Origin of the sequence: Vibrio sp. 2CM40D, from assembly GCF_023161825.1 — a bacterium.
Lineage (GTDB): Bacteria > Pseudomonadota > Gammaproteobacteria > Enterobacterales > Vibrionaceae > Vibrio > Vibrio alginolyticus.
Genome location: NZ_JALNTL010000001.1, coordinates 506,108 through 519,718, shown reverse-complemented (window position 1 = coordinate 519,718; position 13,611 = coordinate 506,108). Strand labels below are relative to the sequence as shown.

General features: G+C 42.5%; 12 protein-coding genes. 5 read left to right on the top strand and 7 right to left on the bottom strand.

Features of this window, described 5'->3' with window-relative positions; all coding sequences use genetic code 11:
* Nucleotides 1–15 precede the first annotated feature (15 nt).
* Nucleotides 16–1,395 (top strand): DNA repair protein RadA, encoded by a 1,380-nt coding sequence (radA, locus tag MTF70_RS02430; RefSeq protein WP_005386443.1) that lies wholly within the window; start codon nt 16–18, stop codon nt 1,393–1,395.
* Nucleotides 1,396–1,610: 215 nt separating this feature from the next.
* Nucleotides 1,611–3,701 carry an elongation factor G gene (fusA, locus tag MTF70_RS02425; RefSeq protein WP_005386444.1) on the top strand — a complete coding sequence of 697 codons (2,091 nt, stop codon included), beginning with the start codon at nt 1,611–1,613 and terminating at the stop codon, nt 3,699–3,701.
* Between the two features lie 118 nt (nt 3,702–3,819).
* Here the strand turns inward: fusA and MTF70_RS02420 are convergent, their stop codons facing one another.
* Nucleotides 3,820–4,767 (bottom strand): LysR substrate-binding domain-containing protein, encoded by a 948-nt coding sequence (locus MTF70_RS02420; protein ID WP_017820432.1) that lies wholly within the window; start codon nt 4,765–4,767, stop codon nt 3,820–3,822.
* Between the two features lie 97 nt (nt 4,768–4,864).
* Here MTF70_RS02420 and MTF70_RS02415 point away from each other — a divergent pair, with 97 nt between their 5' ends.
* Entirely contained in the window at nt 4,865–5,074 is a 210-nt protein-coding gene (locus MTF70_RS02415; protein WP_005380156.1) for a DUF1127 domain-containing protein, read from the top strand.
* Between the two features lie 68 nt (nt 5,075–5,142).
* Here MTF70_RS02415 and MTF70_RS02410 read toward each other — a convergent pair whose 3' ends face one another.
* On the bottom strand, nt 5,143–6,834 hold the full coding sequence (locus MTF70_RS02410) for an AMP-binding protein (RefSeq protein ID WP_025768211.1): 1,692 nt from the start codon (nt 6,832–6,834) through the stop codon (nt 5,143–5,145).
* 476 nt (nt 6,835–7,310) lie between these two features.
* On the opposite strand from MTF70_RS02410, the gene MTF70_RS02405 reads away from it, so the two are divergent.
* Entirely contained in the window at nt 7,311–8,306 is a 996-nt protein-coding gene (locus MTF70_RS02405; RefSeq protein WP_005380160.1) for a transporter, read from the top strand.
* A gap of 224 nt (nt 8,307–8,530) precedes the next feature.
* Here the strand turns inward: MTF70_RS02405 and MTF70_RS02400 are convergent, their stop codons facing one another.
* From MTF70_RS02400 to MTF70_RS02385, 4 genes are read right to left on the bottom strand one after another with little or no spacing between them, the layout of a single operon-like run.
* Nucleotides 8,531–9,097 (bottom strand): hypothetical protein, encoded by a 567-nt coding sequence (locus tag MTF70_RS02400; protein ID WP_025768212.1) that lies wholly within the window; start codon nt 9,095–9,097, stop codon nt 8,531–8,533.
* 54 nt (nt 9,098–9,151) lie between these two features.
* Nucleotides 9,152–9,829, bottom strand: coding sequence for a C39 family peptidase (locus tag MTF70_RS02395; protein ID WP_005380165.1), 678 nt, complete (start codon nt 9,827–9,829; stop codon nt 9,152–9,154).
* A gap of 5 nt (nt 9,830–9,834) precedes the next feature.
* Complete coding sequence (locus MTF70_RS02390) at nt 9,835–10,158, bottom strand: hypothetical protein (RefSeq protein WP_005380167.1); 324 nt, start codon at nt 10,156–10,158, stop codon at nt 9,835–9,837.
* 20 nt (nt 10,159–10,178) lie between these two features.
* Nucleotides 10,179–11,108, bottom strand: coding sequence for a hypothetical protein (locus tag MTF70_RS02385; RefSeq protein WP_005391691.1), 930 nt, complete (start codon nt 11,106–11,108; stop codon nt 10,179–10,181).
* Between the two features lie 568 nt (nt 11,109–11,676).
* On the opposite strand from MTF70_RS02385, the gene MTF70_RS02380 reads away from it, so the two are divergent.
* A complete protein-coding gene (locus tag MTF70_RS02380; RefSeq protein WP_005380169.1) occupies nt 11,677–12,321 on the top strand; it encodes a response regulator transcription factor in 645 nt (214 codons plus the stop codon).
* Between the two features lie 123 nt (nt 12,322–12,444).
* Here the strand turns inward: MTF70_RS02380 and chrA are convergent, their stop codons facing one another.
* Nucleotides 12,445–13,584, bottom strand: a complete 1,140-nt coding sequence (gene chrA / locus MTF70_RS02375; protein ID WP_017635998.1) for a chromate efflux transporter — start codon at nt 13,582–13,584, stop codon at nt 12,445–12,447.
* Nucleotides 13,585–13,611: the final 27 nt, after the last annotated feature.

Below are 13,611 nucleotides of genomic sequence, written 5' to 3'. Positions count from 1 at the left end.
AAAAATTGAGGCATCATGGCGAAAGCAAAACGAGCGTATGTTTGTAATGATTGTGGCGCGGACTTTCCCCGTTGGCAGGGGCAGTGTAACGCATGTGGTGCATGGAATACGATAACAGAAGTACGTATCGCTGCATCGCCAACCGTTGCTCGCAATGAACGCTTAAGCGGCTACGCTGGTTCCGCAACAGAAGCAACGGTTCAAACGCTATCCGAAATTGATCTGCAAGAAGTACCTCGCTTCACCAGTGGGTTTAAAGAGCTTGACCGCGTCTTGGGTGGTGGTGTTGTGCCAGGTGCCGCAATTTTGATTGGTGGTAACCCTGGTGCAGGTAAATCAACCCTTCTGTTGCAAACCATGTGTAGTTTATCTGCGCAAATGCCAACGCTTTACGTAACCGGTGAAGAGTCGTTACAGCAGGTGGCAATGCGTGCTTCCCGATTGGGCTTGCCGAAAGATCATTTAAAAATGCTATCGGAAACGAACGTCGACAAAATTTGCCAAATCGCCGAAAAAGAGCAGCCTCGTATAATGGTAATAGACTCGATTCAGGTGATGCACGTTTCTGATGTTCAATCGTCGCCTGGCAGTGTTGCTCAGGTACGTGAATCTGCGACGGCTCTGACACGATACGCAAAACAGAATAATGTTGCGGTATTTATTGTTGGTCACGTAACAAAAGATGGTACCCTTGCGGGCCCCAAAGTTCTTGAACACATTATCGACTGTTCGGTACTACTCGATGGTGGAACGGATAGCCGATTCCGCACTTTGCGTAGTCATAAAAACCGTTTTGGCGCTGTGAATGAGCTTGGTGTCTTTGCAATGACAGGCCAAGGATTGAAAGAAGTGAGTAACCCATCAGCGATCTTCCTTTCTCGTGGTGAAGAAGAAACATCAGGCTCTTCCGTCATGGTGGTTTGGGAAGGCACGCGCCCTCTGCTAGTAGAGATTCAAGCGCTGGTGGATTACTCGCAGTTAGCCAACCCTCGTCGTGTTGCGGTCGGCTTGGAGCAGAACCGCCTATCACTTTTGCTCGCGGTGTTGCATAAGCATGGTGGCTTACAAATGGCAGACCAAGATGTCTTTGTTAATGTGGTTGGCGGTGTTAAGGTGACGGAGACGAGCGCTGATCTTGCTTTAGTTATGGCGCTTTTATCGAGTTTTCGTGACCGTCCACTCCCTAAAGATGTGGTGATTTTTGGTGAGGTAGGGCTTGCGGGCGAAATCCGTCCAGTGCCAAGTGGGCAAGAGCGTTTGAATGAAGCGTTCAAACATGGTTTCAAGAAAGCCATCGTGCCAGCAGCCAACATGCCGAAAGGTGGCATCCCTGGCATGCAAATTCACGGCGTTAAGAAATTGTCGGAAGCTATAGAGGCTTTTGACGAGCTGTAATGCTCATAAGAATGGTATTTGTGCAATCACAAACTGTTCTATCCGTCCTCAATAAAATGCGAATAAAGTACATAAATTGCTGTGTTTGACTATGCTTTGGGGACGGAAATTTCACGTTAAAATTTTTTTTCTTCCATCCGCACGCAAGGGTATCAGTATTGACAGAATGTGATATACTCTGCGCGCACTTTATACCTTATTAACAGAGTAAGACAATGACTGATTTATCAAAATACAGAAACATTGGTATTTTTGCTCACGTAGACGCGGGTAAAACTACCTCTACAGAGCGTATCCTAAAGCTAACTGGTAAGATCCATAAGATCGGTGACACTCACGACGGTTCAACTACTACTGACTTCATGGAGCAGGAAGCTGAGCGTGGTATCACAATCCAGTCTGCAGCAACAACTTGTTTCTGGAACGATCACCGTCTAAACATCATCGATACTCCTGGACACGTTGACTTCACTATCGAAGTTTACCGTTCTCTAAAAGTACTTGACGGTGGTATCGGTGTATTCTGTGGTTCTGGTGGTGTTGAGCCTCAGTCAGAAACTAACTGGCGTTACGCTGACGAATCACACGTATCACGTCTGATCTTCGTTAACAAACTAGACCGTATGGGCGCAGATTTCTACAAAGTTGTAGATCAAGTACAGAACGTACTAGGTGCTACACCTCTAGTTATGACTCTACCTATCGGTATCGAAGAAGATTTCGTAGGTGTTGTAGACGTACTAAGCCAACAAGCTTACGTATGGGATGAGTCTGGCCAACCAGAGAACTACGAAGTTCAAGATATTCCAGCAGACATGGTAGAGAAAGCTGCTGAATACCGTGAAATGCTAATCGAAACTGCTCTAGAGCAAGACGAAGATCTAATGATGGCTTACCTAGAAGAAGGCGAAGAGCCATCTCTAGAAGACATCAAACGTTGTATCCGTAAAGGTACTCGTGATCTAGCATTCTTCCCAACTTACTGTGGTTCAGCGTACAAGAACAAAGGTATCCAACTTATTCTTGACGCGGTAATTGATTACCTACCATCTCCAACAGAAGTTGATCCACAGCCTCTAACTGATTCAGAGACTGGTGAGCCAACTGGTGAAGTTGCGACTGTATCTGCAGACGAGCCACTACGTGCTCTTGCATTTAAGATTATGGATGACCGCTTCGGTGCTCTAACCTTTATCCGCATCTACTCTGGTAAGATGAAGAAAGGTGACACAATCCTTAACTCTGCAACTGGTAAAACAGAGCGTATCGGCCGTATGGTTGAGATGCACGCGGACGAGCGTAACGAAATCGATTCAGCACAAGCTGGTGACATCATCGCTGTAGTTGGTATGAAGAACGTTCAAACTGGTCACACTCTATGTGATCCTAAGCACGAATGTACTCTTGAGCCAATGATCTTCCCAGATCCAGTAATCTCTATCGCAGTTAAGCCTAAAGATAAAGGCGGTTCTGAGAAGATGGGTATCGCGATCGGTAAAATGGTTGCAGAAGATCCATCATTCCAAGTTGAGACTGATGAAGATTCAGGCGAAACTATCCTGAAAGGTATGGGTGAACTTCACCTAGACATCAAGGTAGATATCCTTAAGCGTACTTACGGCGTTGAGCTAGAAGTTGGTGCTCCACAGGTTGCTTACCGTGAAACTATCACTCAAGCAATCGAAGATAGCTACACGCACAAGAAACAGTCTGGTGGTTCTGGTCAGTTCGGTAAGATCGATTACCGCATCAAACCAGGTGAGCCAAACTCTGGCTTCACGTTCAAATCAACAGTTGTTGGTGGTAACGTACCTAAAGAATTCTGGCCTGCAGTTGAGAAAGGCTTTGCGTCAATGATGGAGCACGGTGTTCTAGCTGGCTTCCCTACTCTAGACGTTGAAGTTGAACTATTCGACGGTGGTTTCCACGCAGTTGACTCTTCAGCTATCGCTTACGAAATCGCAGCGAAAGGTGCATTCCGTCAGTCTATGCCTAAAGCTGGCGCGCAACTTCTTGAGCCAATCATGAAAGTTGACGTGTTCACTCCAGAAGATCACGTTGGTGACGTAATCGGTGACCTTAACCGTCGTCGTGGTATGATCAAAGACCAACAAGCAGCGTCTACTGGCGTACGTATCAAGGGTGATGTACCTCTATCAGAAATGTTTGGTTACATCGGTACTCTACGTACTATGACTTCTGGTCGTGGTCAGTTCTCTATGGAGTTCTCACACTACGCACCATGTCCAACAAACGTTGCAGAGCAAGTAATTGCTGACGTTAAAGAGCGTAACGCTAAGAAGTAATTCTTAAGTTAACTCTATAACTTGAAAGCCCCGCTTAGTGCGGGGCTTTTTGTATTTAGCAGTCTTATACGCAGAGCGTGTTTGTTTTATTCCTATTTAGCGTTTGTTTTGATGATTGTTATGATGCCGTTCTAGTGCTGTTGCCTTTTAGGTCAATGGTCTTAAAGTCTGGTACCACTGACTTTTCAAATATTTCTATTTCTTCCTTCAACCATTGCGCAAACAATTGAGCTTTAGGTCTTTTTAAGTAGCCTTTTGGCGCACACAAGTAATACGCAAAGTTGGGCTTGATAGCGATATCTCCAATTCGGACCAATTTGCCAGAACGAAAATATTGATGAGCTAAACTGTGTTTTACTAATGCCACGCCTTGAAGTGATAGTGCAGCCTCAAGCACGAGATGTGATCCACTGTATTTTAAGGTAGGCTTTGCTGCGCAGTGACCCAAGGTTGCTAACCACATATTCCAATCAAGATCAGGCCAAACATCTTCAATCAGCTCAGCTTTGCTTAAATCCTCGATGTTATAGATCCCGTGCTCTTTCTGGTACACCGGATGACAAGCTGGATAAAAAGCTTCGTCCATTAGCCATTGTGATTCTAAATTGGGGTACTTTCCTAAACCGTAACGAACACATAAATCTATCTGGCTATCTTGAAAAGACACCAAATCATTGGTTGGTTCTAATAGCAAGGCGATATCAGGGTGACGCTGACGAAAAGCCGTAATTTTCGGGACTAACCAATGATGAGCGAAAGAGGGGAGTGTTGAGATCGAAAGGTGGTTCGGGTTTGGATCTTGATTGACTAATCTTACCCCTTGCTGCAAATGAGCAAACCCTCTTTCTGCCTGACTAAACAGTAGCTCTCCCTCAGGTGTGAGCACGATTTTTCTGTGCTGACGAACAAATAGGTCCGTGCCTAAGAACTCTTCTAAATGACGAATTTGCTGACTAATGGCCGCTGGCGTAACAAACAGTTCTTTTGCTGCCGTTTTAAAGCTTCCTTCCTTTGCTGCAACGAAAAAGTAATACAAGCCCTGTAAGGGAGGCATTCGATCTTTCACATTAGTTTTCCTTAACTCTATGGCAGATTCTATCGTTTGAGGATATCAGCGTAGTCGCTGATTATTAAGTGGTCAACATTGTATAGGGATCTTTGAAATGGAAAACATGACACACACTTGTGAGCGTACTATACCTACTGCCCATCAGAGCGGGTTACAGTTAATTTATTCTAAACTGGCGGCTTGGAGAAGGAACTATAAGACACGTCGTCACTTGAGAGAGTTACCAAAGCACCTTTGGGACGATATTGGGTTAGGTGAAAGGGAGATTAGTTGTGAAGTGAGTAAGCCATTCTGGAGAGAGTAGTTTATGAGTTTGATTCAAGCTCAAAGTTAAGTTGCACTCCCCAATGGTGTTGAGGAGTGCAAGCAAAATTACAAGTCTTCTTCCCACACGACCAATTCATCTTTTGGCCAATTGTGGCCTATCTCATGATACTTTTGTTCGAGCACATGACGTTTAATTTTAAGCGTTGGCGTCAGTACGCCATTTTCTATACTCCAAGGTTCTTTAATCATTAACACACCTTTGATTTGCTCATGAGAGGCGAGTTCTTGATTCATCCTGGCAATAACTTTACGTGTGGTACGTGCGTATCGCTCTCGATCAAAGTTAGGGAAGTCATGTGGCACAACCAAAAGAATCGGAGCGGGTAGCCCTAAACCGATGAGACACATCATCTCTACGCGACTGTACTCGAAAAGCTTTTTCTCGATAGGAACCGGAGAGACAAATTTACCTTTGGCGGTTTTGAAGTTATCTTTTTTACGGCCTTGAATCGTTAGATAACCATCTGAGTCGATAGCGCCGATATCGCCTGTGTGTAGCCAGCCCTCTGAATCAAAAGACTCTTGGGTGGCAATGTCATTTTTGTAGTAGCCAGAAAATAGCCCTTTGCCACGCACCATGATTTCATCATCAGCTGCGATTTTTAACTCAATGCCTGGTCCTGCATTACCGACACTACCGATTTTGTCAGCTCTAAATGGGTAGTTGAGCGTGCTGTAGGCAAATGATTCCGTCATCCCCCAAGCCTCTGTGATATCAAGGCCCACTGAGTGGTACCATTCCAACAGCGCTGGCGAGACAGGTGCAGAGCCACAGCCTAATACTCGAGCCTGATCTAAACCTAGACCATCTGCTAGCTTTTTCTTGATCAAAGAATTGACGAATGGGATTTTCAACAGAATATTGAGCTTCTTCTGTGGAAGTTTGTCTTGAATACGTTGCTGGAATAGCGTCCATAATCGTGGGACGGAGATAAACAGAGTTGGTCGGTGCATCTTCACATCTTCGATAAAAGTGTCCAGTGACTCTGGAAATGCTGTTGGCACGCCACCCATAATCGATGAACCGAAGATATAAACACGCTCTGTAATATGAGCGAGCGGTAAATAAGAGAACAATCGGTCGTTTTCTTGGATACCAATATGATTGATCAGTTGCTGAACAGACCAACTGAATGCGCCGTAAGTTAGCATCGCGCCTTTCGGTAACCCTGATGTGCCTGAGGTATACACCAACGACATTAGCTTGTCATCGTAATGCTGCGGACGCTCTTTACTTGGCACTGCATCAGCAATGAGCGCTTGGTATTCGTGCTTACACTTTGGTGCCGTGTCATAAGGTAGAGCGATGCTAATGAGTTCAGGCATAGCATCAATGACTTGCTGAGTTGCTTTGGGATCATCGAGTTTTCCGCCAATGATCGCTTTACTTTCACTATGAGTCACACAGTATTCGATGGTGTCTGCACCGGCGGTAGGAAAGATTGGCACACTGACATAGTCACCAAGCATCATAGCAAGATCGCAAATAAACCATTCTGCACAGTTTTTAGATACTAATGCGACTTTGTCGCCAGGCTTTACACCAAGTGAGCGTAGTGCGCTGACAAGTTTTAAGGCTTGATCTGCAACATCAGAGAATGTGTACTCAACAAATTGTCGGTTAATAATTTGTTTTAGGTAGACCTCATTTGGACGCTCTTGAGCCCATTTGAGGATCATTTCATTTGGTGGTGGGAGAGCGCAACCAGCAGCGCTATTTAGATTCGGCTGATTCATTTTAAGTGACTCCATGTCTTCTCATTGTATTTATAATTGTTAACGCATTGTTAACTTTAGCATGTTAAATCGCGACACGGGAATGCATTTTGATGAAATATGTGGGGAAGATAGCGTTAGTTATGGTTGAAGTCGGAGCGACTCGATCTAAAAAAGCAATGTGATTGATGCTACGCAAAAGAGAACAGGCTTTCAGCTGTTATGTCATATCGACTTCATACTAAGAGCACAGGTAAGCAATTTATTTTATTAATAATATTGCGAAAACATAGAATCTATCCTAATTATTTATTAACTAGTGGCTTAGTGTTGAAGATAAGTATAAATGTCTCCTAATTTCTTCAAAGCGCCAAACTTAAAGGTATGTCGTGGTTTTGAAGTAGCTATACTAATCTTACTTTGGAAAGTTAGGAGCTTCACCTCAAGCTATTGCCTGAGATTACTTGGGTACGATCATCAGCAAAAGGAAAGATGTGATGTTACGGAAGACTTTACTGGGTACCTATCTTTGTAGTTTATTCATTGCGGGGAATGCATATGGTGCTGAAGGAGATGATATTCCTCAGCGCGCCCAAACGGTTGGTGATGTTATTGAGCGCCCAGGCGTTCTCACACCTAAAGGTAAATGGTCATTTGATTCGTCTTTAAGCTATACACAAAACTCTTCAAACAAAGTATCTGTTGTTGGGTATACAGTCTTACCAACTCTGATTGTTGGGCGAATTGAAGTGAGTGATTCGGATAGGACTACAGTAACCGTTGGATTAACTGCTCGGTACGGTTTAACAAACGCCACAGAGTTAGAAGTTAGAGTGCCGTATGTGTATCGTAATGACCAAGTTTCTACGCGCCCCATACAAGATGGTTCAAACAGTGAAGTAGTAAACACAACGGTGGATGGCGGAGGGCTTGGTGATGTAGAGTTCGCATTGAGGCACCAGTTTAACTTTGAGTCTGCGCCATACTGGGTAGGTGGCCTTAGAGTAAAGTCGGATACAGGACGATCGCCTTATGATGTTTCTATTGAAGATGGAAGCAACTCATTTAGTGATGTCCCTACAGGTTCGGGTTTTTGGAGTTTTGAGCCTAATTTATCTCTTATTCACCCTGTTGATCCTGCGGTCTTGTTCGCTAGTCTAAGTTATATTTATAACTTAGAGGATACTGTTACAGTTGGCGACACAAAAGCTGATGTTGAACTTGGAGACACTATTTCTCTTTCAGGAGGAATGGGGTTTGCGGTGAATCCTGATCTTTCATTCTCTTTAGGACTTAGCCATAAAACTATTTTAAAAAGCAAAGTAAATGGCAGATCGGCAGATGATGCTAAGTTGCTTCAATTAGATGCATTAACTTTTGGTATAAACTATGCCTTTAGTGAACGCTCATCTATCAATGTTAGTGCTCAAGCTGGTCTTACAGAAGATACTCCCGACTTTCAATTAACAGTACGAGTACCTTTTAATTTGTAAAATGGATATTAGGCCCTTGAGTCTTGGGCCTAATTTATCGTTAGCGCCTAGTGTTCGCATTATAAATTGATTGGATTATATTGGATAAAGTAGGTATATATTCTTAAAATGATGGTGGCCGATTGATATATCGAACTTTCTTTTGGTATGTAATCATAGATATCAGTCGTTTCTAATATCAAAGAAGCTTAACGTGACAATTTTTCAGATAAAAATGGAAATGCTCATTGAAGGTGGTTCAATAAGGCGTCTTCTAATTGTTGGTTTGCTTTGATTTCCCGTATTACCCCATTTACTTGAGCATCAATGTCTACGAGCGTGCTAAGTCCAATAATACTGTTATCTTTCGTGTTTTGAATAATATTGATAATACTTGAATTTATAAAGTCTGAACTTATTATATTAGGATTTTGAGACGAAGGCATTTTGGGTGAATCTATAGAATCATCTCCAATAATATTGCCTTCACCAAATTGTATGATGTTAACAATACCCTGGTTGAAAACATCTCCACTTTGATTTTCACTATTTGCGCTAATGTTTTTTAAATTACCATTTTCAATTACTAAGTTGGCAATATTTGTGTTCAAAATATCATCGCCATTTATAGTCGTAGTAATGCTTAATCCAATATTAATAATATACTCGTCCGTAATTTGGAAACCACCTCGATATTCTTCTAAAGATAAATTTGAAAGAGGAGTAAGTTCTTGCAGGCCAACATCTTTAGCATTCACATTAAAATGAGGTATTAGCATACAAAGCACTAACAAAAATTTATTGTAGTTCATAATGTAGGCCTTTCAGGTTGTTAAGTTCTTAAAGTTATTTAAAACAATGTTATATTAATTTTCACCGGAAACTGGGAGAGTAATGCTAAATACCCCTAAGGAATCTCTAGACACTCCTGTTTTTAATGGTGATCTTTGATATACGGTGAAATTATCATTGGTTATAAAGCTAGACCGTCCCATTTCCGCTTCGTTACGGACCAGTAACACAATTCCTTGGTAATATTTTTCAAACTCATCCAGTTTCATTATCATGGTTCCTCTAGAAGGGTCTCCTAGAATAACTGAGTGATTGTTTATACCTCTGATGACAACAAAATGCATATACCCGTCGAAATTAACGAGAGTAATCCCAGGGACGCCGACTTCTTTAATTTTCTCCAGTCCTACTTGAAAGCCGTCAGAACGTAACCCTATGGAATCCAAGTAAAACTTCATATCCAACAAAGAAAAACCTTTCTCTTTGATTTTTTCTTTATCACCTTTTTCAAACATGCTTTTGAAGATATCTTGTTCAGATGACTCTGTTGCATAATGAAAAGTGAGAAGAGAAGCCAGGGCGGCAGAGCCACAGCTGAAGTCATACTGTTGGCGAAAAACATCACCGAACACTATTTCTTTGTAGCTTTTAACAGGAACAGAGTAATGTGCTCGGTAAGGTAGCAGTTCTAATGAAATGGCTGATGCTGAATAAACGAGCATCAGCCAAATTAAGTTATTTAATACTTTCATATTGTTTACTTGAGTGTCAGGTTAACGACGGTAGAGTTCTGGATTAAAACGTTGTTTCCGCTGTTCTGAATTACGTTGGATATACCCGAACTGTCTGCGAACGCTCCACTTGATAGTATATTGTTACCACTCACGGTGTTTGACGCGACATTATCTGACGAAATACCATTGATATCTGATTCTGCATAAACCAAGTCGAGTTCAACATTTTGTCCACCTCTTGATTCATTCATGATATCCAAGCTAACTTCTCCGCCAGATAATGCAATGTCATCAGCGAGTGCAGTGCAGGCAACTATCATACTCAAAGTACAGATTGCCAAACGCATCGCTTTCTCCTACTAGTCGGTTACTCACCCCCAGTAAACACACTTGCATTAGTTGTAACAGATTGTTGTACAAGTGAATTTGAACCAGCATTTTGACCAACGGTAGTAATACCAGCTGCACCACCAAGACCACCAAGGGTGTTCATGTTTTCAACTCGAACTCGAGTATCATCCGCGTTAGTTGCATAAATAACTGATGCACCTGTAACACCACCCATTAGGCTTGAGCTCGCAACAACCATATCTGTATCCATATGGACTTGATTGAAGCTATCAACATTTGTTGAGCTCGAGTCACTTTGATAGTTACTATTGTCGTTAAAGCTGTTCGAGTTTGTTGTGCTTGAATCAGCGTAGCTACGGTTATCACTCTGGTTACGGTTGTCGCTTTGATTACGATTATCGCTGTTATCGTTAAAGCTACTGTTGATACTAGAGTCACTGTTGTCGTTGTTGCTACGTCTTACAGTAGTACTAGAGTCGCTGTTGTCGTTGTGGCTTCTATTTGTGTTAGTACTTGAGTCACTACTATCACTATTTAGGCTCACATCAAGATCAGCACTGGTACTGTTGTCGTTAGCGTTAGACGTACTATTGTCGTTGTGGCTTTGAGCTGTGTTAGTGCTCGAGTTTGAGTTGTCGCTGTTGTTATTAAAGCTGTCATCAACACCAAGAGTTGCACTGTTGTCAGTGTCGCTGTTGTCGTTGAAGCTATGACCAATACCTAGTGACGCACTATTATCGCTGTTGTCGTTGAAGCTATCACCAACACCGAGAGATGCGCTATTGTCACTGTTATCATTGAAGCTGCCAGATAAACCGATATCGGTATTAGCGCTGTCAGTCCATTGCATGTTGTCGTCTCCATCATCGATCTCATTCGCGATTAGAGAGCCACTAAATAAAATTGCTGACATTGCTAAAGCAAGCCCTGTTTTGTTTAGAGTCATAACGATTACTCCATTTCCTGTTATTCCTGATTAAAAATGACTGCACTTAACTTCTTGCTGCTTCCTTCAAATGTTGTGGGAAGCGATGAAATTATAAGAAAGGATCAGTGAAAGCTGTTCTCATTATTGAGAATGATTCAGGCTGGAAGGGAGTATTTAGGTACGTCTATTTAAAGTATTAAAGAAAAAAATAACATAATCATAATGTTATTTTTTGTATTTACTTTAAGTACTCATCAAGTATGAAATGAAGCCAATATAAAGAAGTAATTTGTTCTATTGCACTGAGCGGAGCAGTCATCCATTTTTTATAAATGGCATTTTATCCAATTATTATCTTTATTATTTAATATTATAAATCATATCCTTATGCTAACACAGGTTGAAAAGTATGGATAAAAACACAACATGTTCATACTTTTTAAGTCTTTTTCGGTGCTGAAAAGCAATGCGATATCATTCTGAAGTGCTATATTTTCTACTTAAAATGAAGATAAATTCTCTTTGCTGCCTCCAATTAATTTTCTAACGGGGGTTGGTGAAACAGGTAAGTTAATGTGGTGGGACTATGGAAAAGAAGCACTTGATACTGCTAGCTGAGAGTAATTTACAAAGTAACTTAATAAAAAAACAGCTGTCTTCCATTCATGATGTCGATGTAAAGATAATGCAACCAGATGAAGTGGTGTTCAGAAGTCACTCACTCAGTATCGATTTGATGTTTATTGATTACGATTTTATGCGTCAGCTTGAAGTACAAGGAAAGTTACCAGATTTTGATCTATTTGGGTGGTCCTTTATGCTTCACAACGTCCCTTGTGAAAAAGTACAAACGGACTTACTGCATTGGAAGTTGTTAAAAGGAATTTTGCTCCGAAGTGCATCAGTGACACATATATGTGATGGCGCGGAATACGTACTGAAAGGTGGGTTGTGGCTACCAAGAATGTACCTAGAGAAGTTAGTCCTCAATTATCGGCATGCAAATTTGTCCGAAGAACAGCAGCATGATGAGTTAACATGCAGAGAAAAACAGATTCTAGAGCTACTTGTGTACGGCATTTCAAATCAACAAATTGCTTCAAGACTTTTTTTATCTGAAAGTACAGTGAAAAGCCATATATACAAGTTGTACAAAAAACTCGATGTCCATTCTCGTCATGATGCAGTTAAGTTGGTAAGAATGAACAATGGCTTAACCGAGAGAAGTTAAGTCATAATTTGTGATGCTCTTTTTATCGGGGTCTGTTCCGTTTTCACTATCTAATCTAAGCAAGGGCACTCGTATTTGAGTGCCCGTGGTTTATCTAGATTCAATAGTTGGCGTATCAGCAGGCTACATCATGCCCGTGACAAGGCCTGCTGCCACAAAAAACACGATCATCCATAGTACCGAAAGGTTGAGCTTTTTGTGTAGATAGAAACCCGCAATCACTAACGCCATGTCGATGGGAGCAACAACTGCGCTGCTAAATACTGGCTGGTAAAGTGCCGCGAGTAGTAACCCTACTACCGAGGCATTTACACCGTTGATGGCGCCGGAGACCAGTGGTTTGCCTGCCAGTGCTTGCCAGTTCTTAAGAACGCCAAGTAGTAAAAGAAACCCAGGGAGGAATACGCCAAGCGTTGCGATCAGAGCGCCTAAAATTGGCGTATCCGAAAGCTCATAACCGATAAAAGTAGCAAAGGTGAACATTGGCCCCGGTACAGCTTGTGCAGCGGCGTAGCCTGTTAAAAATGCATCTTGGCTGAGCTGGTCGCCAACAATGTTTTGCAGAAGCGGCAGAACCACATGACCGCCACCAAACACTAAGCTACCAGCTTGGAAAAAATCACTAAACAGCCCAAGCAAAGGTAACGTATGAGCCACTAACGGTAAGCCGAGTAAAAGCATCGCAAATAGAGCTAATGGCGCGATAGACGGTTTAAACGACTCGGCTGATGGCGCGGAGTCTTTCTTCAGATATCGCATTCCGACAAAACCTGCTGCGATCAACACGAACATTTGCGTCATGATGCTTGGTGCCACCAGCAACGCAATCGCAGTCGCGACGCACAAACCCGCGGTCAGTTTACTTTGGCAGAAGTTTTTGTACATGCCCCAAGTCGCATCCGCCACGACGACGACTGCGAGCAGTTTTAGGCCGTGAACGATGTTTTGGAACACTGCGGTGTCGGTGATTTGGCTGCTCACCATCGCCAGCGCCAACATGATGATCACCGAAGGAAGCGTGAATCCGACAAATGCTGCGCATGCGCCACCTAAACCGCCGCGTTTATAACCTAAAGCAAAGCCAACTTGGCTTGAGCCCGGTCCCGGCAAAAATTGACTGAGTGCGACAATTTGCGCGTACTCGCTGTCATCAAGCCATTTCAGTTTCTCAACAAAGGTTTGGCGAAAATAACCAATATGAGCCGCCGGGCCGCCGAAGCTGAACCAACCCAGCCAGAAAAAAGTTTTGAATATGGTGAACATGTCGAGCCTGTTTATCTAAAAAGCATT

Bases quoted from the DNA above. Each gene is read 5' to 3' on its own strand.
- radA (WP_005386443.1), top strand. From the start codon at position 16: ATGGCGAAAGCAAAACGAGCGTATGTTTGTAATGATTGTGGCGCGGAC.
- fusA (WP_005386444.1), top strand. From the start codon at position 1,611: ATGACTGATTTATCAAAATACAGAAACATTGGTATTTTTGCTCACGTA.
- MTF70_RS02415 (WP_005380156.1), top strand. From the start codon at position 4,865: ATGGAAAACATGACACACACTTGTGAGCGTACTATACCTACTGCCCAT.
- MTF70_RS02410 (WP_025768211.1), bottom strand. From the start codon at position 6,834: ATGAATCAGCCGAATCTAAATAGCGCTGCTGGTTGCGCTCTCCCACCA.
- MTF70_RS02405 (WP_005380160.1), top strand. From the start codon at position 7,311: ATGTTACGGAAGACTTTACTGGGTACCTATCTTTGTAGTTTATTCATT.
- MTF70_RS02400 (WP_025768212.1), bottom strand. From the start codon at position 9,097: ATGAACTACAATAAATTTTTGTTAGTGCTTTGTATGCTAATACCTCAT.
- MTF70_RS02395 (WP_005380165.1), bottom strand. From the start codon at position 9,829: ATGAAAGTATTAAATAACTTAATTTGGCTGATGCTCGTTTATTCAGCA.
- MTF70_RS02390 (WP_005380167.1), bottom strand. From the start codon at position 10,158: ATGCGTTTGGCAATCTGTACTTTGAGTATGATAGTTGCCTGCACTGCA.
- MTF70_RS02385 (WP_005391691.1), bottom strand. From the start codon at position 11,108: ATGACTCTAAACAAAACAGGGCTTGCTTTAGCAATGTCAGCAATTTTA.
- MTF70_RS02380 (WP_005380169.1), top strand. From the start codon at position 11,677: ATGGAAAAGAAGCACTTGATACTGCTAGCTGAGAGTAATTTACAAAGT.
- chrA (WP_017635998.1), bottom strand. From the start codon at position 13,584: ATGTTCACCATATTCAAAACTTTTTTCTGGCTGGGTTGGTTCAGCTTC.